Annotated in this window: 23 protein-coding genes and 3 riboswitches; of the genes, 9 read left to right on the forward strand and 14 right to left on the reverse strand. The window is 66.0% G+C overall.

The genetic code is table 11. The features are described from left to right. Positions 1-28: 28 nt before the first annotated feature. Both H623_RS0106395 and H623_RS0106400 read left to right on the forward strand, forming a co-directional pair. Positions 29-2,338, forward strand: coding sequence for a heavy metal translocating P-type ATPase (locus tag H623_RS0106395; protein WP_022900115.1), 2,310 nt, complete (start codon positions 29-31; stop codon positions 2,336-2,338). 34 nt (positions 2,339-2,372) lie between these two features. Next, positions 2,373-2,639, forward strand: a complete 267-nt coding sequence (locus H623_RS0106400) for a YHS domain-containing protein (RefSeq protein ID WP_022900116.1) — start codon at positions 2,373-2,375, stop codon at positions 2,637-2,639. Positions 2,640-2,653: 14 nt separating this feature from the next. Here H623_RS0106400 and H623_RS0106405 read toward each other — a convergent pair whose 3' ends face one another. The 11 genes from H623_RS0106405 to H623_RS0106455 all read right to left on the reverse strand — a co-directional run bounded on the left by H623_RS0106405 (position 2,654) and on the right by H623_RS0106455 (position 12,933). Further along, positions 2,654-4,099 carry an NADH-quinone oxidoreductase subunit N gene (locus H623_RS0106405; protein ID WP_022900117.1) on the reverse strand — a complete coding sequence of 482 codons (1,446 nt, stop codon included), beginning with the start codon at positions 4,097-4,099 and terminating at the stop codon, positions 2,654-2,656. Positions 4,100-4,104: 5 nt separating this feature from the next. Then, complete coding sequence (locus H623_RS0106410) at positions 4,105-5,628, reverse strand: complex I subunit 4 family protein (protein WP_022900118.1); 1,524 nt, start codon at positions 5,626-5,628, stop codon at positions 4,105-4,107. Continuing rightward, the gene (locus H623_RS0106415; RefSeq protein WP_022900119.1) at positions 5,625-7,484 is read right to left on the reverse strand and encodes an NADH-quinone oxidoreductase subunit 5 family protein; all 1,860 of its coding nucleotides are present in this window, start codon (positions 7,482-7,484) and stop codon (positions 5,625-5,627) included. Before H623_RS0106415 ends, H623_RS0106410 begins: the two co-directional genes overlap by 4 nt. Before the next feature lie 6 nt (positions 7,485-7,490). Beyond that, positions 7,491-7,796 carry an NADH-quinone oxidoreductase subunit NuoK gene (locus tag H623_RS0106420; protein WP_022900120.1) on the reverse strand — a complete coding sequence of 102 codons (306 nt, stop codon included), beginning with the start codon at positions 7,794-7,796 and terminating at the stop codon, positions 7,491-7,493. Then, positions 7,793-8,377 carry an NADH-quinone oxidoreductase subunit J gene (locus H623_RS0106425; protein WP_022900121.1) on the reverse strand — a complete coding sequence of 195 codons (585 nt, stop codon included), beginning with the start codon at positions 8,375-8,377 and terminating at the stop codon, positions 7,793-7,795. The genes H623_RS0106420 and H623_RS0106425 overlap by 4 nt, the downstream gene beginning before the upstream one ends. Positions 8,378-8,387: 10 nt before the next feature. Continuing rightward, positions 8,388-9,314, reverse strand: coding sequence for a complex I subunit 1 family protein (locus H623_RS0106430; protein ID WP_022900122.1), 927 nt, complete (start codon positions 9,312-9,314; stop codon positions 8,388-8,390). After that, positions 9,311-10,453, reverse strand: a complete 1,143-nt coding sequence (locus tag H623_RS18245; protein ID WP_211217975.1) for a hotdog family protein — start codon at positions 10,451-10,453, stop codon at positions 9,311-9,313. Before H623_RS18245 ends, H623_RS0106430 begins: the two co-directional genes overlap by 4 nt. 41 nt (positions 10,454-10,494) lie before the next feature. Continuing rightward, entirely contained in the window at positions 10,495-10,824 is a 330-nt protein-coding gene (locus tag H623_RS0106440; protein ID WP_022900124.1) for an NADH-quinone oxidoreductase subunit A, read from the reverse strand. Between the two features lie 156 nt (positions 10,825-10,980). Then, positions 10,981-11,496 carry a universal stress protein gene (locus H623_RS0106445; protein WP_022900125.1) on the reverse strand — a complete coding sequence of 172 codons (516 nt, stop codon included), beginning with the start codon at positions 11,494-11,496 and terminating at the stop codon, positions 10,981-10,983. 331 nt (positions 11,497-11,827) lie between these two features. After that, positions 11,828-12,583 (reverse strand): aquaporin, encoded by a 756-nt coding sequence (locus H623_RS18250; RefSeq protein WP_022900126.1) that lies wholly within the window; start codon positions 12,581-12,583, stop codon positions 11,828-11,830. Next, positions 12,583-12,933, reverse strand: a complete 351-nt coding sequence (locus tag H623_RS0106455; RefSeq protein ID WP_022900127.1) for an ArsR/SmtB family transcription factor — start codon at positions 12,931-12,933, stop codon at positions 12,583-12,585. Before H623_RS0106455 ends, H623_RS18250 begins: the two co-directional genes overlap by 1 nt. Before the next feature lie 204 nt (positions 12,934-13,137). Here H623_RS0106455 and H623_RS0106460 point away from each other — a divergent pair, with 204 nt between their 5' ends. The 4 genes from H623_RS0106460 to H623_RS0106475 all read left to right on the forward strand — a co-directional run bounded on the left by H623_RS0106460 (position 13,138) and on the right by H623_RS0106475 (position 15,984). Next, a complete protein-coding gene (locus H623_RS0106460) occupies positions 13,138-13,551 on the forward strand; it encodes an arsenate reductase ArsC (RefSeq protein WP_022900128.1) in 414 nt (137 codons plus the stop codon). 133 nt (positions 13,552-13,684) lie between these two features. After that, positions 13,685-13,771: riboswitch (Fluoride riboswitch) on the forward strand. 26 nt (positions 13,772-13,797) lie between these two features. Beyond that, positions 13,798-15,066: a phosphopyruvate hydratase gene (eno, locus tag H623_RS0106465; protein WP_022900129.1), complete on the forward strand. Its 1,269-nt coding sequence runs from the start codon at positions 13,798-13,800 to the stop codon at positions 15,064-15,066. Positions 15,067-15,148: 82 nt separating this feature from the next. Next, a complete protein-coding gene (locus H623_RS0106470; RefSeq protein WP_245558921.1) occupies positions 15,149-15,610 on the forward strand; it encodes a fluoride efflux transporter FluC in 462 nt (153 codons plus the stop codon). After that, complete coding sequence (locus tag H623_RS0106475; protein WP_022900131.1) at positions 15,607-15,984, forward strand: fluoride efflux transporter FluC; 378 nt, start codon at positions 15,607-15,609, stop codon at positions 15,982-15,984. Before H623_RS0106470 ends, H623_RS0106475 begins: the two co-directional genes overlap by 4 nt. 49 nt (positions 15,985-16,033) lie before the next feature. Here the strand turns inward: H623_RS0106475 and H623_RS18255 are convergent, their stop codons facing one another. Genes H623_RS18255 through H623_RS0106490 form a run of 3 tightly spaced genes read right to left on the reverse strand, consistent with a single transcriptional unit; the run spans position 16,034 to position 18,565 of the window. After that, positions 16,034-16,636, reverse strand: coding sequence for a cation diffusion facilitator family transporter (locus H623_RS18255; protein ID WP_022900132.1), 603 nt, complete (start codon positions 16,634-16,636; stop codon positions 16,034-16,036). Between the two features lie 44 nt (positions 16,637-16,680). After that, positions 16,681-18,003: an MFS transporter gene (locus H623_RS18260; protein WP_022900133.1), complete on the reverse strand. Its 1,323-nt coding sequence runs from the start codon at positions 18,001-18,003 to the stop codon at positions 16,681-16,683. A gap of 55 nt (positions 18,004-18,058) precedes the next feature. Then, positions 18,059-18,565 carry an inorganic diphosphatase gene (locus tag H623_RS0106490; protein WP_026940006.1) on the reverse strand — a complete coding sequence of 169 codons (507 nt, stop codon included), beginning with the start codon at positions 18,563-18,565 and terminating at the stop codon, positions 18,059-18,061. Positions 18,566-18,581: 16 nt separating this feature from the next. Further along, positions 18,582-18,655, reverse strand: a riboswitch (Fluoride riboswitch). Positions 18,656-18,723: 68 nt separating this feature from the next. Continuing rightward, positions 18,724-18,787: riboswitch (Fluoride riboswitch) on the forward strand. Positions 18,788-19,781: 994 nt separating this feature from the next. Between H623_RS0106490 and H623_RS20925 the strand changes: the two genes are divergently transcribed. The 3 genes from H623_RS20925 to H623_RS0106505 all read left to right on the forward strand — a co-directional run bounded on the left by H623_RS20925 (position 19,782) and on the right by H623_RS0106505 (position 22,361). After that, a complete protein-coding gene (locus tag H623_RS20925) occupies positions 19,782-20,411 on the forward strand; it encodes a MutS-related protein (RefSeq protein WP_051143099.1) in 630 nt (209 codons plus the stop codon). Beyond that, the gene (locus tag H623_RS18270; protein WP_022900135.1) at positions 20,408-21,928 is read left to right on the forward strand and encodes a MutS-related protein; all 1,521 of its coding nucleotides are present in this window, start codon (positions 20,408-20,410) and stop codon (positions 21,926-21,928) included. Before H623_RS20925 ends, H623_RS18270 begins: the two co-directional genes overlap by 4 nt. A 130-nt stretch (positions 21,929-22,058) precedes the next feature. Continuing rightward, positions 22,059-22,361 (forward strand): metal-sensitive transcriptional regulator, encoded by a 303-nt coding sequence (locus H623_RS0106505; RefSeq protein ID WP_022900136.1) that lies wholly within the window; start codon positions 22,059-22,061, stop codon positions 22,359-22,361. The last annotated feature ends 35 nt before the right edge of the window (positions 22,362-22,396 follow it).

Below are 22,396 nucleotides of genomic sequence, written 5' to 3' on the forward strand. Positions count from 1 at the left end.
AGACGGCACGGTAGTCCAGGAGGAGTTCATGACGACGTCCGACGTTCACCCGGCGGTGCCCGGTTCGAGCATCGAGCTCGAGATCGGCGGCATGACGTGTGCGTCGTGTGCGATGCGCATCGAGAGGAAGCTGAACAAGCTCGATGGCGTGGTGGCGACGGTGAACTACGCGACCGAGAAGGCGCGCGTGAACGTACCGCAGGGCTTCGATCCAAGCGCGCTGATCGGGGAGATCGAGAAGACCGGGTACACGGCGACGCTCCCGGTGGCCGAGCCGACCGAAGACGCCGAAGAGGCACCGGATGCAGAACTGGTCTCGCTGCGGCAGCGCCTGATCGGCAGCATCGTGCTGGCCGTACCGGTGATCGCACTGGCGATGATTCCGGCGCTGCAGTTCACGTACTGGCAGTGGCTGTCGCTGACCCTGGCCGCGCCGGTCATCGTCTGGGCGGCGTGGCCGTTCCACAAGGCAGCGCTGACCAACCTGCGGCACGGTGCGGCCACGATGGACACGCTGGTGTCGGTCGGCACGATCGCGGCTTTCGTCTGGTCTTTGTATGCGCTGTTCTTCGGAACGGCCGGGATGCCTGGGATGCGGCACGGTTTCGACTTCTCGGCCGCGCCCACCAGCGGGGCGGGGAACATCTACCTGGAGGTCGCTTCCGGCGTCACGATGTTCGTGCTGGCGGGACGCTACTTCGAGAAGCGCTCGAAGCGTCGAGCCGGCGCTGCCCTGCGGGCGCTGCTGGAGCTCGGTGCGAAGGACGTCTCGGTTCTCCGCGCGGGGGTCGAGACCCGCATCCCGATCGGACAGTTGGCTGCGGGCGATGAATTCGTCGTGCGGCCGGGTGAGAAGATCGCCGCGGACGGCGTCGTCGTCGATGGCACGAGCGCTGTGGACGCGTCGATGCTCACGGGCGAGTCGATTCCGGTCGAGGTCGCTGTCGCTGACCCCGTTGTGGGCGGGACGGTGAACGTCGGCGGCCGCCTGACCGTGCGAGCGACCAAGGTGGGCTCGGATACGCAGTTGGCCCAGATGGCCAAGCTCGTGGAGGATGCCCAGTCCGGCAAAGCCGAGGTGCAGCGCCTGGCCGACAAGATCTCCGGCATTTTCGTGCCCATCGTGATCAGTGTCGCCATCGTCACGCTCGGCGCCTGGCTGCTCGCCGCGTTCCCCGCGGAGATGGCGTTCACAGCGGCCGTGGCGGTGCTCATCATCGCCTGCCCGTGTGCACTCGGACTGGCCACCCCGACCGCGCTACTGGTCGGCACGGGGCGCGGCGCGCAGCTCGGCATCCTGATCAAGGGCCCTGAGGTGCTGGAATCCACCCGCAAGGTGGACACGATCGTGCTCGACAAGACCGGCACCGTCACAACCGGGAAGATGACGCTGCTGGGCATCCACCCAGCGGAAGGCGTCGACGAACGGGAGCTGCTCAGAATCGCCGGGGCTGTCGAGGATGGCTCCGAGCACCCGATCGCGCAGGCGATCGCGAAGGGTGCGACGCAACGCGTCGGAGCACTTCCCGCACCTGAGTCGTTCGTGAACATCGAAGGACGTGGCGTGCAGGGCATCGTCGACGGGCACCTCGTGCTTGTCGGCCGTGCCACGCTGCTGATCGAATGGTCGATCTCAGAGGACCCGGCACTGCTGGCAGCGAAGTCGGAGGCCGAAGCCGCAGGTCAAACAGCGGTCGTGGTGGCCTGGGACGGCAAGGCACGAGGCGTGCTGGTCGTGGCGGATGCCGTGAAGAACACCAGTGCGGAAGCAATCGCCCAGCTCAAGGCCCTAGGGCTGACCCCGGTGCTTCTCACCGGCGACAATTCGACGGTGGCCCACCACGTCGCGCAGCAGGTCGGCATCGACCAAGTCATTGCGGAGGTACTGCCCCAGGACAAGGTCGAGGTCATCACCAGGCTGCAAGCCGACGCCCGGGTCGTGGCGATGGTCGGCGACGGAGTGAACGATGCTGCGGCCCTCGCGCAGGCCGACCTGGGGCTCGCGATGGGCACCGGCACCGATGTCGCCATCGAAGCGGCAGACCTCACCCTGGTACGAGGTGACCTGCGCTCGGCAGCCGATGCGATCCGGCTCGCCCGGCGCACCCTGGGCACGATCAAGGGCAACCTGTTCTGGGCGTTCGCGTACAACATCGCCGCCATCCCACTCGCCGCGTTCGGGCTGCTGAACCCGATGTTCGCCGGTGCCGCGATGGCATTCTCCAGCATCTTCGTGGTCAGCAACAGCCTCCGGCTACGCCGATTCCGATCCCACGCGACCGCCGCTGACGCGCTCGGCAGCCGCACGACCGCATCCCGAACTCTTCAGAACGCCTGACACCAGCCAGACCCCCCCAGTAAGGAGAACCCCCATGACCGACCACCACCACGCCCACGGTTCGCACGACCACGGTTCGCACGGCCACCAGCACACTCAGCCCGCCGACGAGAAGACGCTGCTCGGGCCATCGAACGCGGAACTCGCCGAGTGCCCGGTGATGAAGGGAAGCATCGTCGTCAAGACCGAGGCGGAGGCTGCCGGCCTCTACCGCGACTACGAGGGGACCCGCTACTGGTTCTGCTGCGCCGGATGCCTCCCCGACTTCGACGCCGACCCCGCGAGGTACGCAGCCGCGTAGGTTCTGCGCATCCGTCACTTGGAGCTGCTCAGCAGCTCCAGAACCGGGTTGGCGACGAGTCCAACCACGATGGAGGTCACACCCAGAGCCACGGCGAGGATGATGCTTGCGGCTTCCGTTCGTGGCATCCCCGTCGGCCCTGAGGGTTCCGAAGCCTCGGGGCCAACGTGATCTCGTTGGAACAGGACGAAGATCCACCGCAGGTAGTAGAAGACACTGGCCACGGTGTTGGCTGCCGCGAGTATTACGAGCCAACCCATTCCGGCGTCCAAGGCTGCTGTGAAGGCGGTCAGCTTGCCGACGAACACCGCGGTCGGCGGCGTTCCGACCAGTCCGAGTAGGCAGACGATCAGGCTGAGCGCCACCCAGCGATGTCGCCGGAATAGGCCACGGTAGTCGTCGACGCCGCGTCGCGAGGCGAATGCGGCGACTACTGCGAACGCGCCCAGGTTGGTGACGGTGTAGGCGAGCAGGTAGTAGAGAAGGCTCGGAAGCGCCCGAGTGGGATGACCGTACGCCGCAATGATCATCATGAGGTAGCCGACTTGACTGATCGTCGAATACGCCAGCAGCCTCCGGACGGTGCGTTGGAAGAAGGCTGCCAGATTGCCGAGCGTCATCGTGGCCGCGGCCAGAAGCGCGAGCATGAGCGACCAGTCCAGCGGCACGTTCGCGAAGGCATCCGTGCTGATGCGGAACAACGCGACGAGGGCGCCGATCTTCGGCACGGTGGCGATGAACGCCGCGATCGGTGGTGTCGCGCCGTCGATCGCATCGGGCACCCAGAAATGGGCGGGAACCGAACCCGCCTTGAACAGCAGGCCGGCGGTCAACATGAGCATCCCGGTCGCGACGACTGCCGTCGGACCACGCGGCAGGCTTCGACTGAGCTCGCTGTAGACCGTGCTGCCGCCGGTCGCCAGCAACAGCACGACACCGGCCAGTAGCAGCAGACCGAACAGAGCACCCATAAGGTAGTACTTGAGCGTCGCCTCGGTGCCCAGGCGGTCCTTGGCGAATCCAACCAGCGCGTAGAGCGGAACACTGGCCAGCAGGTATCCGGCGGCGAGTACCAGCAGGTCGGTGGCGCCGGCCAGCACGATGGTGCCCAGCGCGGCGAGCAGCAACAGCACGTGGAACTCGGACTCCCGCTTTGCAGCGGCAATCGAGCCGGACGCGAGCCCGATCACGATCGCGGTACCGACAAGAATGGCGAGGCGTGCAGCATTCAGCGACACGTCGATCGTGTAGCTTCCCGCAGCGGTGGCCTCCGGCGCCCGCGTCATCGAGATGATCGTGGCGATCACGGCGACCAGGATGCCCAGCAGCGCGAGCGCCCGGACTACCCACTGCCGGTATCGGGGCAGCCAGCTGCCGGCCAGAAGGCCGAGGACCGCCGTCACGGCGATCGCGATCTCGGGCACGAATGCGGTCAGGTCGATCTCCTGCCCGGACTGCATGCCGTTCATCCACCCACCAGGGCGACCAGTGCGCGGGCTGCCGGATCGATGACGTGCAAGAGGAACGCGGGCAGGATGCCGATCACGACGGACAGCGCGAGTAGCGGTGCGACGGCGAAGAACTCCCGGGAGAAGACATCTTTCATGGATGCTTGGGGGGCGGGAGGTGCTTCGTCATGTGATCGCTGGCCCGCGCCCAAGAAGATGCGCTGGAACATGCGGAGCAGAAGCGCCGCGGTGATGACGATCCCGATCACGGACAGAGCCGTCGGAACCGGCGCGGAGCCCAGGCTGCCGGTGAAGATCTGGAACTCGGCGATGAATCCGGAGAACCCGGGCAGACCGAGCGACCCGAACACGGCCACCGCCATCAAGCCGGTGAAGACCGGCACAGTTTTCGCCAAGCCCCCGTATGCACCGATGTCGTACGTGCCGCCACGGGCATACAGAACTCCGGCGAGTAGGAAAAGCGCGCCGGTGAGGAGCCCGTGGCTGACCATCTGGGTCACCGCCCCACTGACCGCGAGGGCGGATGCTTGCACGTTGGACCCGGTTGCCAGTCCCGCGGCCCCGAGCCCGAGGATGATGTATCCCATGTGGTTGACGGAGGTGTAGGCGATCATCCGTTTCAGGTTCGTCTGCGCCAGAGCGACCAGCGCGCCGTACAGCACCGAGACCACACCGACGATCACGAAGACCAAGGCGTAGTCGCGCCACGCCTGCGGCAGGATCGGCATCGCGATCCGCACGAAGCCGTAGGTGCCCATCTTCAGCAGGATTCCGGCCAGGATCACCGAGCCGGCAGTGGGCGCCTCGGTGTGCGCCGGGGGCAACCAGGTATGGAACGGCACGGTCGGGGTCTTGACGGCCAAGCCGAGGCTGATGGCGAACAGGATGATTCCCGCGACCACGGGATCGCCCTTCAACGGATCCTGGTGCACGAGTTGCACCATGTCGAACGTGTGTGGGGTGCTCGCCAGGTACAACCCGATGAAACCCAGCAGCAGTGCAAGCGAGCCGACGAACGTGTAGAGGAAGAACTGCAGAGCCGCGCGCGCCGCACCGGGATGACCCCAGCCGGCGATGATGAAGTACATCGCCACGATCGAGAGGTCGAAAAAGACGAAGAACACCAGCAGGTCGAGAGAGACGAACAGGCCCAGCGACACGGTCTGCAGGAAGAGGAAGAGGATCACCCAGGAGCGTGTGCGCCGCTGCTCGCGCAGCGAGTAGACCGCGCAGGCCAGGAAAAGCACTCCGGTGAGCGCAACTATGGGCAGTGAGAAGCCGTCGACCGCGATGTGGTATCCCGAGCCCAGCATCGGCAGCCACCGGACGTTCTCTTCGTAGCCGAAGCCCGTGCCTGTGCCGACGATGTAGCCGGTCCACGCCACGATGATCAGCGCCAGGTCGACGGCCGAGGTCGCAACCCAGATCCACGGGAAGAGCCGAACGCGCTTTCGGGGCACGAACAGCAGAAGCGCCGCGACGATCGCGGGCAGGAACACGATGATCGAGAGCACGGTCACCTCATCAGAATGAACACTGCGACGAGCACGGCCATGCCGACGATCGCCTGGTCGTAGTACTGATGCAGCAGGCCGGTTTGCGGGCGCACTGCAGCGGTAGCAAGTCTCCGAGCGCCATCGGCGACAAATGCGACGGCGGCGGCTATCGCCCACTCGAGGCGGGCGTTGACGACGCGGGAGAGCCGAAGCACGGCGCTGCCGACCGTAGTCACGGCCTGACTGAGAACGCGGTCGTCGAACCGGGAGCACCACGCGGACAATGCGCGGATCGGACGCACGACGATCACGTCGATGCCGGCTTCCATTTTGAGCCAGTCGCGCAGCCAAGCGGTATCGGCGACGAGTTCGTCGCTGCGAGTCAGACGTCGGTGCTGCCACCAGACAACGAGAACGATGACGGTGACGGCGAGCGTGGCCGACATCGCGAACTCCCAGGGGGGCGATGTGGGTGCGTCCGGCGTGCCGAGCGTTCTCGACCACGCTGCGGCAAGTGGGGGCACCCCCAACACGCCGAGCACGGTGGCCGCGATGGCCAGCGCGGGCAACGGCAGTAGCTCGCTGACCGGTATCCGCCCCGCACGGACATCGAGCGGAGCCACCGACGCCGGTCGAGTCCAGATGACCGCCAGGGCCTTCGCCGAATAGGCTGCGCTCAGCGCCGCAGCCGCCAGGCCGACGGTGTAGAGCGCCGTAGATGCTGGCAGGGCCGCACTGAGGATCTGGTCTTTGGCCACCCAGATCGACAGCGGCGGAAGCCCGCCGAGAGCCAGCGCCCCGACCGTGAACGTGATACCGGCGACCGGGTGGGTGCGTGCTGCGCCACGCAGACGCAGCAGATTCTTCGTGCCGAGCGCGGCCAACCAGGCACCTGCGACAAGGAACAGCAGGCTCTTCACGGCGGCATGGGCGACGAACTGCGTTGCGCCGCCTGCGACGCCGCCGACGCCGGCGGCCAGCACGATGAAGCCGATCTGGGAACAGGTCGAAGCGGCCAGCAGCTGCTTCAGATCACGCTGTGCGACGGCAACAGCGCCCAGCAGCAGTGCAGTCAGCGCGCCGATCCACGCCACCACCGGCCCGAGCCACCCGGTCGCCGTGATGCCGGGCTCGATGCGCAGCAGAAGATATCCGCCGGCGGCGACCATTGCAGCCGAGTGCAGCAGCGCGGAGACCGGGGAAGGGCCGGCCATCGCATGCGACAGCCAGAAGCTGAACGGTAACTGTGCCGACTTGCCCAGCGCCGCCAGCGCAAGACCGGCGAGGGCGATGTCGCGCCAGCCACCGGCAACCTCATCAAGGCGCGCCAGGTTGAGACCGGCCGCTCCGGCCGCTAGCGCCGCCCCGGCGGCAACGTACATTCCGACATCCGCCGACCGGGTCGTGATGAACGCGATCAGCCCGGATCGCGCCTTTCCCGGTTCGCTCCACCAGAACCCGATCAGCGCATATGAGGTAGCGCCCATGATCTCCCACGCGGCGAGCAACGTGAAGATATTCACCGCCGTCACCGTGACGAACATGGCGGCAACGAAAAGCAGCATCGTGCCGAAGAACCGCGACCGCGCCTCGCCGCGCCCGATGTCGCCGCACGCGAAGACGACCACGGCCAGGAACACAGCCGCGACCGTGACCATCGCGATCGCCGCGAGTCCGTCCACGGCCACTGCACCTGGGATGGAGTTCAGCGCCGTCACCTCAGCGCTCGGCCGGGCGATCGCCGCGACGATCGCGAGGCCGAGATCGATCACGGCGACCGCTACTGCGATGGCCGGTGCGGCGGCATCCGTTCGACGGCCGCGCAGCAGGAGCACGACCGCTGCCGCCGCAGGCAGCATCACCAGGAGAACGAGGGGCACGGCGCGTCATCCCTTCAGGTCGGATGCCGAGTCGACCATGTCCACGTCTCTGGCGCGGAAGATGGCGGTGGTCACCGCGAAGCCCATACCCATTTCGACGGCCATCGCGGTCATCGCGACGAGCACCACCGTCTGCGCGTCGGGACTGCCTGGCACGATGAAGTACCAGACGGCGGCCGCCGCGACGATGACGCCGTTGATGGCGAGCTCGATCCCCATCATGATCATCACGATCGACTGCTGGCTGAGCAGCCCGTACAGGCCCACCGCGAACAAGCCGGCCGCCAGGATCAGATACAGCGAAAGGATCATCGTTGCAGCCCGCCTCGCCGGCGACCGCCGAGTCCGCCTTGAACGGGGTCTTGCGGCGGTCGGACACGCAGATCATCGCCATACCTGTCGTATCGTCCACGGGCCGAAGCGAGGACGATCGCGGAAACCATCGTCGCGAAGAGCACGAGCCCGATGATCACCATGACGAGCATGTGCGGGCCCATCACATCCAGCCCCAGGGCCTTCGTCGGATCGGCGTTCGAGCGTCGTCCCCCGTGCGGCCATGGCGTGACCGTTGCGCCGACCGCGAGAACCACGAACACTACGGCAGCGACGATCGTCGAGACACGGTTGTTGTGCACCATCTTCATCGGCATCAGGCCGGCAGGGTTCATCATGTACATGAGCATGAAGACGACCATGATCATCATCTCCATGACCATCATCAGGATGACCAGCACACCGAGGTAGGTCAGGCCCAGCAACAGAATCGGGACCGCTGCCAGCACGAACGAGGCGAGCAGTGCGAACGTGGCCCGTGCCATCGAAGCGACACGGAACACCGTGATGCCCGCGGCAATGGATCCTACCGAGCACACCCCGAAGGCAATCGCATCCATCACGGCCGCATCACATCCATCCCACGAGTACGAAAATCGATACCGCGAGGGCCTGCACGATCGTTGCTGGCAGCAGCACCATCCAACTGATCTCGGCGAACCGTTCCATCCGGATCGGCGGCATGCGGTGCCCCACCCAGACCAGTACCGCCAGTACCGCCGCCGTCTTGATGAGAAGCCAAGCCCAACCAGGCAACAATGGCCCGGCCTCGCCGCCGAGGAAGAACGGCACCGCCATCGCGCTGCCGACGGTCAACAGCAGGTACCGGCCGCCGCAGAACGCCAGCCGATCGACACCAGAGAGCTGCGAGGCCGCTCCGCCGACGATGTCGCGACCCACTGACTGGTCGAATGGGCCCCAGAACGAGAATCCCATGATCGAGATCAGATACACGATGAAGGCGGCCGGCATCGTCAACGCGAACCACAACTGCCCGTGCTGTGCGGCAGCGATCTGGTTGACCTGCAGGGAGTTCGCGCCCACGGCCACCGTGATCAGGGCGAACATGTGTGGCAACTCGTAGCTGAGACCCTGGGCGAGGAACCTGTTCGCACCGATCACACCCCACGGTGCGTTCGAACCCCACCCGACCATCCAAACCGCAGCCCACGCGAGCACCTCCATCGCGTTGAACCAGACGACGCCGACGGAGAGATCGCTGATCGCATGAGCACCGAGCGGCACGACCAGCACGGCCATGATTGCGGCCAGAGGCAGAAGGGCGGAACCGATCCGCGCAAGCGCCCTGTCGGAACCCACGACGACGCTGCGCTGAGCCACTAGCAGCCGCGCTCCTTCACGGGTCGGCGCCGACCATGCCGCGGCGAGCCGCGCTCCGCTGGCCCGGTGTCGCAGCAGAACAGACGCCGAGGCCGCGGCATACGAGAAGCCGCCGAGCAAGCTCACGGCGATCAGCGCGTTCCACGGCGACGTCACGATCCCGACCCGTCGGCAGGCATGCGCGCGGACGCGTCGAGTTCGTGCAGCGTCTCCAGGTCAGGGTCGAAGGAGGCGACGATCAACCGCCCGCCGGCGAATTCCTGGCCGATGAGCAGGGACGGCAGCATCCGGACAACGGCTCGTGCACCCTCTGCGCGCTGCGACCCCCAAGTCGCATCCGCGGGCCCGTCCGCATCCCGGGCCTTGATCGCGGCAGCAATCTCGTCGAGCCAGCGCATAGACCGTGAGTACGCGTCGCCGCGGAGTCCTACAGGCGCGTCGGGGCCGAGTTCTCCGAGCCCGCTTATCGACCAGCGAAGCGTGTGCGATCGACGCACCGTTCGCATCCATCGAACGAAACGAGGATGCGCGGTCGAAGGCGCGGATGCCAACAGTTCGTCCCGGAGCAGGCGGCCGGTCATGGCTGCGCTTCGCCACCCGGCGACGCTCAGGAAGCGCTGCAGGGAGTCCGCCGCGGCCGCAGCGTGAACCCGGATGGGGTCGAGGGCGTCGCGTTCTGCCTCCAGCCAGAACGATGATCCGACCGGAAGCCCGATCGCCTCTGTCTCTGCCTCCTGCACGACATCGCCCTGAAGCACGAGCCGCACGATGAGCCCGGTGGGCCAGTCCGGCAGCGCGGGTCCGAGAGCGACATGCAATCGATCGAGTTTCAGTCCGTCGCGGTCACTCCCGCGGTCGGCCATCGGGATCCCGCCAGGCACGTCCATGCTCATGCTCATGTCGCCGTGATCCATGTCGCCCATGCCACCGCGATCCATGTCGCCCATGTCGCCGTGGTCGGTGCCGCCCATGTCCATCTCATGACCGCCGGTCTCGCGGTCGTGGAAGTGTTCGTGGCGTTCAGCATCCTCCCGCAGTGCGGCCACGTCGCGCAGAGCCGCCTGAGCATCGTCGAGCTGCTGGGCAAGCGTACGCGCGGTAGTCACCTGGACGTATGCGCGAGGGCACGGCACCTGCCGCCAGATCTGCTCGGTTGAGTCAGCGAGGAAGCTACCGTCGCCGCCGCAGACGACCAGGATGTCCGTGTTCGCCGGGGTGAGCGCCTCGACCCAGCCCCGCGCCCGCGTCTCCCGCTCGATCGCCAATCGCAGGGCCGACGAACCCGGAGCGCTCACCACGAATATTCGAGGAACGGGCAGCCTGAGCAGGACAGCGGTCAGGTCCACCTGAACACGCCCTCACGCCATGCGTAGATGACCGCGGCCACCAGAACGGCCAGAAACGCGAACATTTCCACGACGGATCCGGCACCGGTTTCACGCACGACGAGAACCCAGGGATACATGAACACCATCTCCATGTCGAAGACCACGAAGACGATCGCAATCAGATACCAGCGCACATGGAACCGTGAGACAGCGTGCTCTCTCACGGGAAGACCCGACATGAAGGCTTCGCGGCACAGAACGCGGTGCGAGATCCGCACCCCGGAGGAGAGGCCATAGAGGACGAGCAGGAGAAGCACCGCCACACCAAGTAGCACCATCGTGTCTCCTCGTGTCAGGCCGCCATGGATACAGCGCGCCATCGACCTATACCCAGGCAGGGTATCAGGGGCTATTCACGTGGAATAGGGCTTGTTCGTGCCGGTGAGGGCACTCGGTCCGCGACCACGGTCACCCGGAGGAATGGATCTCGCCAGCTACTCCCAGGGGAGTCGCTCACCGTGCGCGACGGGGTCGAGCGGGATGATGATCACCGGGTGGTGCTGCCGATGTGCCAAGTGCACGGCGACGGAACCGTTGAAGAACTCGTGCGCTGTGGTTCGAAGTCCTCGTTTGCGTGTGCCGACCACGATGGCGACCGCGTCCAGTTCGTGGGCGAGGCGGGCCAGTTCGTGCGCGGGGTCGCCGGCGAGCGCGCGCAGACTCCAGGTGACGTCGGTGGGTTCCAGCAGATGGCGAAGGTGCTCGGCGAACTCGGAGTCGAACTCCTCGGTGATCGGCTCGTCCGAGTCCGGGTCGATGGCGAACGCGGAGACGCTGCCATCCGGGTTGCGCCCGGTCGTGTAGCGGGTGGGGTCCACGGTGGCGAGCACGAGGGAGGCGCCGAGCAGTTCGGCGAAGCGGATCGCCTGCCGCACGACGTCGTCCGGTTGCTCGCGCACCACGCCGACGATCAGTGTCGGTCGGCCTGATGCCCTTTCGTCATCTGGCATTCGCGTTCCTCGATTCCGGCTCTGCACGCTCTCAAGCATCCGCCATCAATTCGTGGCGATCCGGTCACCACTGTGAGTATCGCCAGGAGCGCGTTCAGCTTGTAGGCCATGTCCCCGCTGAGACGACCGAAATGCAGGCTCAGTTCGGCGTCGGCAATCCGGCTCATCAGCGAACCCGCCGTCGGTACAGATATCGCTCGTCGGCGTGGGCGCCGTCAAGCGTGTAGCCGAGGCACGACGGCTGGCCTGCGCTGCTCGCCACGACCTCTCCTCGCGATCCATCGCCGCGCGGAGTGTGCAGTCTGTGTAGACCAAACCTGGCCACTGCACGTCAAGCAATGGGGCTACCCGTGTGCCGGGGGAGTTGCACGCCTCGTTCGTGACGATCGAACCCAGCGCGACTGCCGTCGTTGACGACGCGGCGCGACGGGAAGAGCATCACGGCGCAGGCGGCGCCCACCGCGGCGCCGATGAGTTGGGCGGGCAGGAATGCGAGCGCGGAGGCTGGTGTGATTCCGGTGAAGGTGTCGGTCAAGATCCGCCCGAGTGTGACGGCGGGGTTGGCGAAGCTCGTTGAGGAGGTGAAGAAGTACGCGGCAGTGATGTAGGCGGCAACGGCGACGGGTACCGTCCGGTGCTGCGGGCCACGCGCGAGGGTGAAGATCACCAGCACGAGTCCCGCCGTCGCAACGACTTCCGCAGCCAGATGTGCGACCGTGAGGCGGTCGGCGGTGCCGAGAGAGACCGGGGCTTTGCCGAAGATCGTGTTGGCCAGGATCACCCCGAGCGCGCCGCCGATGAGTTGCGCGGGCAGATAACCGGCCAGGTGCTTCCAGGGTCGGCTTCCGAGTGCGACGTCGACCAGTGACACGACGGGGTTCAGGTGGGCGCCGGAGACGGGCGCCACAACGACGATGATCACGTAGAGCGTGAGCCCAGTGGCGGACGCGTTGATGGCCAGTTGGATGCCGTGATCCTTCGATAGCTGGCTGGCGGCGATGCCGGAGCCGACCACGGCGAGGGTGAGCATGCCGGTGCCGAGCAGCTCGGCGACGCATGAGCGCCAGAGCGGATGCCGTCCGGTCATCAGACCGTCGTCAGAAGGCTGGACACGGCGTCCAGGGCACCCGGTACGAGACGGTAATAGTGCCAGGTGCCGCGCTTGGAGACCGTGAGGTAGCCGGCGTCCACCAGAACCTTCACGTGGTGGGAGACCGTGGACTGGACGAGCCCGAGCGGGTCGGTCAGGTCACAAACGCATGCTTCGCCGTCGGCGTGCGCGGCCACCATCGACAGGAGGCGGAGTCGTGCCGGGTCGGCGAGCGCTTTCAAGGACTTGGCTAGGGATTCCGCATGTGCGCTGTCGATCGGCTCGCGCGTGAGCGGGGCACAACACGCTTGCAGGTCGCGGATCGGGAGCGGCTCGGCGATGGACATGCTCCCAGTCTCGCACAAGATTGACAGTCATCGATGTTCGGTCGCAGACTGTATGAATCGACAGATGTCGATGAAAGGAGGAAACCATGATGAACGGTTGTTGTGACCCCGAAGAGGGCTGCTGCGAGCCCGGCTGCTGCTGACCCTCTGCCGGTCGCCGAGGCATGCCCAGGCGGCCGGCCCCCATTCGAGACTGAGGACGCCATGCCTGAGACACCCACGATCCTGTTCGTCTGCGTGCACAACGCGGGTCGCTCCCAGATGGCCGCGGGCTATGCTCGCGCGCTCTCCGGCGGCCTTGTTCAGGTCCTCTCCGGAGGTTCCGAACCCGGCGACACCATCAACCCGGTCGCCGTGCAGGTCATGGCGGAAGACGGTATCGATATCACCGGCACCATCCCGCAGCTGCTGACCACTGACCAGGTACGTGACGCCGACATCGTGATCACGATGGGCTGCGGCGACGCCTGCCCGATCTTCCCCGGCAAACGTTACGACGACTGGGAACTCACCGATCCCGCAGGCAAGCCTGCGGATCAGGTGCGTCTCATCCGGGACGAGATCAAGGAACGGGTGAGCACACTCGTCAAGGAATTGCTGGGTTCCCGGTCGTCGTAGGTCGGTTGGAAGCCGCAAGGCGCGGGCCAGCACGGCTCGGCCGAATCACGGCATGCTCGCACAGGTCGGCAGCCTTGCCATGGCGACGGGTGCTGTTGCTACCACCGCCCTAAGAACGTTCGTCGTGTAGCCTCAAGAACTGGGTGATGGGGTTCCCACCCGAGCACTGAGTCGACCAGTCGCTCCAACCGCCACGTTGGCCGATGACTCCTACTGCAACTCTCCACGAGTCGAGGTAGGTGACCCATGCCCAGTCAGGCATTGACCATCAGGTCCGTCGAGGCCGAACAGGTGCTCGACTCTCGCGGATGGCCGACAATCTCTGTCGCCCTCACGCTCGACGACGGTTCCGTGCACGCGGCGGCCGCGCCGGCCGGTGCATCCACGGGAGCGTTCGAGGCAGTCGAACTGCGTGACCAAGGAGTCGAATACTCGGGACGCGGCGTGTTGAACGCCGTGGCGGGTGTCGAGGGCGAGATCGCTGCGATGCTCACCGGAACGGCCTGGTCGAGCATCCGTGATCTCGACGATGCGCTCCGATCGCTGGACTACACGTCGAACCTTTCGCGGTTGGGCGCCAACGCCGTCGTCGCCGTCTCGATGGCGGCATCACGGGCGTTCGCGCACATCGCCGGCGTTCCGCTGTACACCTGGATCGCGGGCCAGACCGGCTCGCAGCCGCTGCTTCCCGTGCCGCACTTCAACGTTCTCAACGGCGGCGCTCACGCGGCCAACGACCTGGACTTCCAGGAGTTCATGCTCGCTCCGGTCGGTGTTTCTTCGGAGCAGGCGGCCGTGCGTGTGGGGTCGGAGATCTACCACACGCTTCAGGGTGCGGTGCGTGAGAAGTTCGGCACGGCCGGCTTAGGCGACGAGGGCGGTTTCGCGCCGGCGTTGTCCAGCCCCGTGCAAGCTCTCGACCTGCTGCTGGCGGCGATCGTGGAAGCCGGCTACAGCACGGAGGACGTGAAGATCGCCATCGATCCCGCCGCCAACGGGTTCTATCTGGGCGACGGCAGCTACCAGGTCGAAGGTAGGCGGCTCGACCGGCGACAGCTCGTCGACTACTACGATGGCCTGCTCGGCGACTACCCGATCTGGAGCATCGAGGACGGCTTCGCCGAAGACGACTTCGAGGGGTGGCAGCTGATGTACGAGCGAGTGCACGACACGACGCAGCTCGTCGGCGACGACCTGTATGTCACCGATCCGGCACGCATCCGGGACGGTGCGGAGAAGCGCTACTCGAATGCTGCACTCATCAAGGTGAATCAGATCGGCACGGTGAGTCAGACCTTCGACGCGATCGCCACTGCGCGCGAGAACGACATGGCGTGCATGGTGTCGCACCGCTCCGGGGAGACGATGGACACGTTCATCGCGGACCTGGTTGTCGGCTCCGGCGTTGGCCAGATCAAGTCGGGGTCGCCGGCGCGAGGCGAGCGGGTCGCGAAGTACAACCGTCTGCTGCACATCGCCCGGCGCGAGCCGTCGCTTCGATACGGGCTGCGCTAGCGGCGAAAAGGGAAAGGCATCCGCTCTGAACGACGACCCAGGAACCATCACGGACGAGCTTCCGGTCGACAGCGACCTCGAAGTGGCCGATGCGCACCGACCCGAACGCCCACGCCCCGTGCACCTGCGCTGGCGATACATCGGGGTCGTCACACTCGGCGGAGCGGCGGGGACCGGTGTGCGGGAGGCGCTGAGTCTCGTCATACCCGCGGCCGGTGCGTTTCCCACGGCGATCTTCCTGATCAATCTCACCGGTGCGTTCGCGCTTGGCGTGGTGCTCGAGACGCTGCTTCACCTCGGCCGCGACGAGGGGCATCGCCGGATGCTGCGGCTGCTCGTCGGCACCGGATTCATGGGTGGATACACCACGTACAGCACGCTTGCGGTCGGCGTGGCGCAGACCTTCACCGCCGGCCACGCGTGGGTCGGAATCGTCTACGGCATGCTCAGCGTCATCGGCGGTGCCGCCGCAGCCTTCGCCGGGATCGCCGTGGGCGCGGAGATTCAGCGGTGGCGTGCGCTGCCGGGAAGACGGGGACGATGACACCGGCAGTCTTCGCGGCGCTCTGCGTGGCCGGCGGCGTCGGGGCGGCGTTGCGGTTCGTCGTCGACGGGCTGGTGCGATCGCGCGTGCGATCGGTGTTCCCATGGGGAACGGCGATCATCAACGTGTCGGGTTCACTCCTGCTCGGCTTCCTCACCGGGCTCACACTGCACGCTCTGCTTCCGCCACCGTGGGTCCTCGTGCTCGGCACGGGGATGATGGGCGGGTACACCACCTTCAGCACGGCGAGCATCGAGACGATGAGGCTCGTGCAGGAACGCGAATACGTGATGGCGGCAACCAACGGCTTCGCGGTGCTCATCGTCACCGTCGCGGTCGGCTTCGGAAGTCTCTGGGTGGGCTCATCCCTGTGATGGCGCTCGGGTGTGATGGATCCTTCGTCGGATCGGGCCGGGTCTACGTCTAGTTGTCATGGAATTCCGCGGCTCGTCCACGCAGGGCACCGATGGCCTTCAAGCCCAGTCGGGCTGCGGCGATCCCGATGAACGCAGAGATGGCCAATGCGAGCACCGGGTCGAGCCAATACAGTCCGCCGGAGATCAGGATGATCGCGCCAGCAATCGTCACACCTGCGGCAGCTGCGGCGTCGGCTAGGGCATCCAGGAGCACCGATCGCATGTGGATGTCTTCGTCTGACGCCGCGAAGCCGAGTACTGAGGCACCCACTAGCATCACCACCACGGTGATCACGCTCACGACGACGACGGGCAGCCCGTACACCGTTGGGATGCCCTCCGCGAGCCTCACGATGGATTCGACGACAACGGATACTGCCACGATGATCAGCAGACACGCATTCACGAGAGCAGCAATTGCGATCGGGCGTTGAGCATGCGGATGATCGGGATTTCGGTCCCGAAGTGACACGGCGATCAGCCCGATGACGAGACCGAGGCAATCGCCCAGGGTGTCGCCCGCGGCGGCAAGCACGCTGACCGAGTGCGCGAACAGTCCCACCGTGACAAGAGCGAGGATCAGAGCGGCGTTCAATGTCAACACGATCATGAGTCGTCGGCGTTGGCTCCAATGCTGAACGCCAGGAAATGCGCTCACTCTGAACGATTCTTCTTCGCATCAGATCCCACACCGGGAGACGTGCGGTGCGTGAAGAGCACCGATGCGGCGACGGAGAGCAGCATCCACGCTGCGGCATACACGAACGCGGCGACCGGGGAGACCGCCGCATACAGGATGCCCGCGACCACGGTTCCGACGATGTTGCCGATCGCCTGGATTCCCCCGATCACGCCGAACCCGCTTCCGCGCAGGCGGTCGGGGAGCGCCTGCGCCACCAGTGCGGACTCGGCCGTCTCGGCGAAGCCGATGCCGGCTCCGGCGAGCACGAATCCGATGAGAAGCAGCGGCCAGGCCGACACGTCGAGCCCGAAGAACAGGTACGACACGACGTAGACGCCCGCACCCATCGCGAACACGGGTCGCGGGCCGATCCGGTCCAGCCACGCTCCGCCGGCGAAGGAGACGAGGGCCGCGACGGCGTTGTGCGCCGCATAGAGAAGGATGGCGACGGATGCGGCGGCCGCGAGACCGTCCGCTTTGAGGGCATCCGTTGCGCGGAGGATCAGCAGAGTGGTCGCCAGGTTTCCGCACTCGAAGAGCAGCACCGGAAGCATCGGCCGGGCGAGGCCCGCCGCGCGTAAACCCTTCACGTCGAGGCGGAAGGGGGTGCGCACGCGGTTTCGGTGTCGCCGAAGGGCTTCCCTTCCGGCGAACGTGATGGCGAGGGCCGCGAGGATGCCCGGAATGAACGCGAACCAGATCGACGGCCGCAGCCCGAGCCAGGCGACGAGCACGGAGGCCACGAGCGGCCCGACGACGGCGCCGAGGTTGTCGCCTGCTCGTTCGACGCCGAACGATCGCCCGAATGCGCGCGGATTCGAGATCGAACTGAGCAGCGAGTCCCTGGCGGGGGAACGGATGCCGCGCGACGCCCACGCCAGGCCACGGAGCAGGCCGGCCTGCCAGACCGCGGTCGCAAGACCGATCGCGGCCGTGGCGATGGCGGTGATCAGGTAGCCGCCGGTGGCGAGCCGGCCGCGCCTCGCGGGATCGTTCGCGAGCGGGCCGCCGACCACCTTCGCTGCTCCGACCAGGGCGTCGCTGACGCCCTCGATCACGCCGAGAGACGCGGCTGTGCCGCCCAGTACGCCGGTGAGAAAGGCGGGGAAGACGCTGGTGACGATCTCGTGCCCGGAGTCGGAGAAGAAGCTCGCTGCCCCGACCGAGACGACGCCTGACGTCAGCCAGCGCTGTGAGTCCGGTTCCTCGTCACCGTTCGGTGTCTCCGGACCGGATTCCGGGCTGGGCCTGGTTGCCTCGGCGTCGGGGGTGAGCTTTTCGTCGTCGTCCGGCATGGGCATCCTCGTTCTCGAGTCATCGCTGGCTGTGGCTGGTGGAGCGGTGGTGCGGTCAGCTCTCGTAGACGTCGCCGTACCGGTACGACTGCTGTGCGTCGTGCAGCAGCACTTCGGCGTCGCGGCGTAAGCCGAAGCCGTGCACCGAGACGAACTTGCCCGGTTCCAGCTCCTTGTAGTGGGTGAAGAAGTGCGCGATGCGGTCACGGGTCATGGCCGGCACGTCGCCGATCTCGCGGATCTCCGCCCAGCGCGGGTCGCCGTCCGGCACCGCGATCACCTTGGCGTCGTGTCCGTTCTCATCGTCCATGCGGAAGAGACCCACCGGGCGGATCGACACCACGACGCCGGGAAAGGTCGGCTCGTCCAGCAGCACGAGGGCATCGAGAGGGTCGCCGTCGTCGGCCAGCGTGTGGTCGATGAAACCGTAGTCGGCGGGGTACACCATCGATGTGTAGAGGGTGCGGTCCAGCCGAACGCGGCCGGAGTCGTGGTCGACCTCGTACTTGTTGCGGCAGCCGGCGGGGATCTCGACGATCATCTCCACGCTGTTCCCAGACATGGTCTACCTCCGTTTCAAGGGGGTAGGAACCATCAGCGTTGGTGCGGTTCAGGCATCGGCGCCCCGGCGGGATCCATCGCCGTTCGATCAGCCTACCGACACTCGGCGCGCACGTACCGCATGGTGGCGGTAATGCGGCTTCTCGGGCACACTGGTTGGTGGAACACGGCGATGAAGCTCGCCGCAACCGCGGAACGAACCGCTGATGGCTTCTCCCCGCACCGACCGACCTCGGAGCGGATGAGAGGAGCAGAAGTGATGTTCGAGAGCATCCTGTTTCCCGGCTCGAACCGGGTCAGCGCACCGTTCGCGACGAAGGAACCGGAGTGTTTCCGCGACCTCGGCCTCGACCAGATCGTCGAGACGCTGACGGCTTCGCGCGAGGAATACGAGTTGCCGCCCATCTACTGGACGGCCGTCCGCGACAGCGAGGTGATCGAGTACCGGCAAGGTGTGTACACGGACCTCGCGCATCCGGCGGTGCATCATGCGGCAGCGGAATTCGCAGAGGGCATGCGGCTGCACCGAGCACGTTTCGTCCAGGCGTCCAGGCTCTTCGCGCGGGAGCAGCGCCCGTTCTGGGTGCTTTCGGCCATCGTCACGCACCAGGGCGCCGTCCGCGATTTCGCCCGGGCGCTGAAGGATGTCCCGCTGCGGTCCGCCGGGATGCTCGCCTTGCGCGACTGGCTCGATGCACTCGTCACAGGGCAGGCGTTCACGGAGGCGGTCGAACGCGCCGCAGATATCCGATCGCGCCTCGATGAGATCCACTTCACGGTTCGGATCGACGGACTGCGAGTGGAGGTGGCGCCGTTCGCCGATCAGCCGGACTACAGCGCTGAGGTGGAGGCGACGTTCGCCCGGTTCAAGCAGGGCGAGGTGAAGGATCACCGGGTGCGGTACACCGATTACGTCGACGCGGACCGCGTGGAGGAGGGCGTGCTGCGGCTGGTGGGGGAGGAGAACCAGCACGTCTTCGCGGCACTCGATCAGTATGTGCGGGAGTACGCCTGCTCCGAGCCTGCCGCCTACCTGGACCCGACGGTCGCACGGGTCGACCGGGAGTTGCAGTTCTATCTCTCGTATCTCGAGCACCTCGCACCGATGGTGGAGGACGGCCTGGAGTTCTGCATGCCCCGGGTGTCGGCCTCCAAAGCGGTCTCCGCGCAGCACACGTTCGACCCTGGCCGAGAAGCTCGACAGGCACCGGGCGTCCATGGTGACGAACGATTTCGAACTGCGCGAACCCGAACGGCTGATCGTGGTGACGGGTGCGAACCAGGGCGGAAAGACGACGTTCTCGCGCACGTTCGGCCAACTGCACTGGCTGGCCGAACTCGGGCTGCCGGTGCCCGGTTCCTCAGCGTCGCTGTTCCTGTTCGACGCGCTGTTCACGCACTACGAGAAGCAGGAGGACATCAGCAATCTGCGCGGCAAGCTCGAGGACGAGCTGGTTCGCATCCGGAAGATCCTCGAGGCGGCGACGAGCGACAGCGTCGTCATCATGAACGAGATCTTCAACTCGACCACGCTCGACGACTCGATCCTGCTCGGTACTGCGGTGCTGAAGCAGATCATCGAACGGGACATCCTCGCCGTCTGTGTCACCTTCGTCGACGAGCTCACGACCCTCAGCGACACGACCGTGAGCATGGTCGCCGCGGTCGATCCTGCTGAGCCGACCAAGCGCACATTCAAACTCGAACGGCGCCCGGCGGACGGGCTGGCCTACGCCCTCGCTCTCGCCGACAAGTACCGGCTCCGGAACGCGCAGGTCAGGCAGTCGATCGAGGGAACCCAATCGGAGTCGCGGGTTTTACTCGACCCGGTCGAGAAGGGAGCATGACCATGAAGACCTACCTGCTCTTTCCCGATCGCGCCCTGCCGACGGAACCCAGACCGCCGCTGAACGCCCAGGTACTCACCGAAGACCTCGAGCTCGATCCCGTGATCGAGGCGATGGCCGCAGACGACAAGTTCCTCGCCGAGACCGCGCGTCGTGTGGTTCTCGAATCGCTGACGAGCGTCGACGACATCCGCTATCGGCAGGCGGTTCTGCAGGACTGCTTGCGGAACGAAGAGATCGTTCGCGAACTGTACGACATCGCCGTCGACGCGATCACCCGTCAGCGCAAGGTGTACGGGTGGCTGAGCGATCGAAACCCGAGTGCGATCCTCGGCCATGCCGTGCAGGTACTGGAGATCTTTGTCTCCCTCCTGCGCACTCTGCGTGCGATCGCCGCCGAGCATGGCGACGAGTTCGCCTCCGATGGGTTCCGCCGGTTCTTCACGATGACGCTTCAGGAGCTCGACGACGCCTACTTCGAGGAGATCGACCGTCACCTGCGACGGCTGCGGTTCCGAGGCAGCATCCTGATCGGTGCCCATCTCGACCACGGTGGCAAGCCATCGGCGATCGTGCTGCGTCGGCCGGAGCACGGGAAGCGCACACTGGGTGAGAAGTGGGAGTCGTTCACGCACCCCACGCCGTCGTTCCGCATCGCAGAGCGCGACGAGGCCGGCGCCAACGCGCTGACGGTGATGCGCGGCAAGGGCCTCAACCTGGTGGCCGATGCGCTGGCCCGCTCCACCGACCACATCCTGAGCTTCTTCGTGATGATGCGCAGGGAGCTCGGCTTCTACCTCGGATGCGTGAACCTTGCGCACGCACTGGAAGACCGCGGTCTGCACACCGGCTTTCCGCTGCCGGTTCCCGCCGAGCGGCATGAGTTCTCGTGCGACGAGTTGTACGACGTCAGCCTCGCGCTCGTGAGCTCAGGCAGCCCCATCATCGGCAACACGGTCGATGCCGGCGGCCACAGGCTGGTCGTCATCACGGGTGCCAACCGTGGCGGCAAGTCCACGTTTCTGCGCAGCATGGGTCTCGCCCAGCTGATGATGCAGGCCGGCATGTTCGTGCCGGCGAAGTCCTTGTCCGCCACCGTCGTGAATGGCGTGTACACGCACTTCAAGCGCGAGGAAGACGTCGAACTCGCCAGCGGCAAATTCGACGAGGAACTTGCGCGGATGCACGAGGTGGTGATGCAGATCCAGCCGGGCGCGCTGATGCTGTTCAACGAGTCGTTCGCCGCGACGAACGAGCGCGAAGGGTCCGAGATCGCGCGGCAGATCGTGCACGCTCTGCTGGAGTCGGGCATTCGTGTCGCCTATGTCACGCATCTGTACGACCTCGCGCACGGCTTCGTCGGTGACACAGAGGCCTACTTCTTGCGAGCAGAACGCGAGCGTACGTTCCGGCTGATCGAGGGCGACCCGCTTCCGACGAGCTTCGGCGGCGACCTCTACCGCGACATCTTCCCGGCGAAACCCGGAACGCCAGGAGCCCATGAGTCGGTAACCTGATCTCAGTGCCGCTGGCCGCGGGCGGCTCGCTCCGCTGGTTTCGTACTTTTCGTGTCGGACGGGCGAGCGTGATGCCACTGTTGCCGCTGCCTCAGCGCCGCGCAGCATTGAACCCGAAGGAACTTCGACCATGAACAACGAGGAACATGCCGACCACGGCTATATAACCGACAAGTCGAACTACCTCAACCGGCTTAAGCGCATCGAAGGGCAAGCGCGTGGGATCTATCGGATGGTCGATGAAGAGAAGTACTGCATCGACATCCTGACCCAGATCTCTGCGCTCACCTCCGCCCTCCAATCCGTCGCGCTCGGCCTGATGGACGACCATCTCAAACACTGCGTCAGCGACGCCGTCAAACTCGGCGGTGACGATGCTGAGGCGAAGATCAAGGAAGCCTCCGACGCCATCGCACGTCTAGTGCGCTCGTAGAGTCCCCTGAGCCGCGCGACCGTCAATCGGGAAAG

The sequence above is a fragment of the Humibacter albus DSM 18994 genome (assembly GCF_000421825.1).
Lineage (GTDB): Bacteria > Actinomycetota > Actinomycetes > Actinomycetales > Microbacteriaceae > Humibacter > Humibacter albus.

Bases quoted from the DNA above. Each gene is read 5' to 3' on its own strand.
- H623_RS18260 (WP_022900133.1), bottom strand. From the start codon at position 18,003: ATGCCGGACGACGACGAAAAGCTCACCCCCGACGCCGAGGCAACCAGG.
- H623_RS0106425 (WP_022900121.1), bottom strand. From the start codon at position 8,377: ATGGATGCGATTGCCTTCGGGGTGTGCTCGGTAGGATCCATTGCCGCG.
- eno (WP_022900129.1), top strand. From the start codon at position 13,798: ATGCCCAGTCAGGCATTGACCATCAGGTCCGTCGAGGCCGAACAGGTG.
- H623_RS0106475 (WP_022900131.1), top strand. From the start codon at position 15,607: ATGACACCGGCAGTCTTCGCGGCGCTCTGCGTGGCCGGCGGCGTCGGG.
- H623_RS18255 (WP_022900132.1), bottom strand. From the start codon at position 16,636: ATGATCGTGTTGACATTGAACGCCGCTCTGATCCTCGCTCTTGTCACG.
- H623_RS0106420 (WP_022900120.1), bottom strand. From the start codon at position 7,796: ATGATCCTTTCGCTGTATCTGATCCTGGCGGCCGGCTTGTTCGCGGTG.
- H623_RS0106460 (WP_022900128.1), top strand. From the start codon at position 13,138: ATGCCTGAGACACCCACGATCCTGTTCGTCTGCGTGCACAACGCGGGT.
- H623_RS0106490 (WP_026940006.1), bottom strand. From the start codon at position 18,565: ATGTCTGGGAACAGCGTGGAGATGATCGTCGAGATCCCCGCCGGCTGC.
- H623_RS0106405 (WP_022900117.1), bottom strand. From the start codon at position 4,099: ATGCAGTCCGGGCAGGAGATCGACCTGACCGCATTCGTGCCCGAGATC.
- H623_RS18270 (WP_022900135.1), top strand. From the start codon at position 20,408: ATGACCATGAAGACCTACCTGCTCTTTCCCGATCGCGCCCTGCCGACG.
- H623_RS0106445 (WP_022900125.1), bottom strand. From the start codon at position 11,496: ATGCCAGATGACGAAAGGGCATCAGGCCGACCGACACTGATCGTCGGC.
- H623_RS0106505 (WP_022900136.1), top strand. From the start codon at position 22,059: ATGAACAACGAGGAACATGCCGACCACGGCTATATAACCGACAAGTCG.
- H623_RS0106440 (WP_022900124.1), bottom strand. From the start codon at position 10,824: ATGGTGCTACTTGGTGTGGCGGTGCTTCTCCTGCTCGTCCTCTATGGC.
- H623_RS0106455 (WP_022900127.1), bottom strand. From the start codon at position 12,933: ATGTCCATCGCCGAGCCGCTCCCGATCCGCGACCTGCAAGCGTGTTGT.
- H623_RS0106395 (WP_022900115.1), top strand. From the start codon at position 29: ATGACGACGTCCGACGTTCACCCGGCGGTGCCCGGTTCGAGCATCGAG.
- H623_RS0106400 (WP_022900116.1), top strand. From the start codon at position 2,373: ATGACCGACCACCACCACGCCCACGGTTCGCACGACCACGGTTCGCAC.
- H623_RS18250 (WP_022900126.1), bottom strand. From the start codon at position 12,583: ATGACCGGACGGCATCCGCTCTGGCGCTCATGCGTCGCCGAGCTGCTC.
- H623_RS20925 (WP_051143099.1), top strand. From the start codon at position 19,782: ATGGTGACGAACGATTTCGAACTGCGCGAACCCGAACGGCTGATCGTG.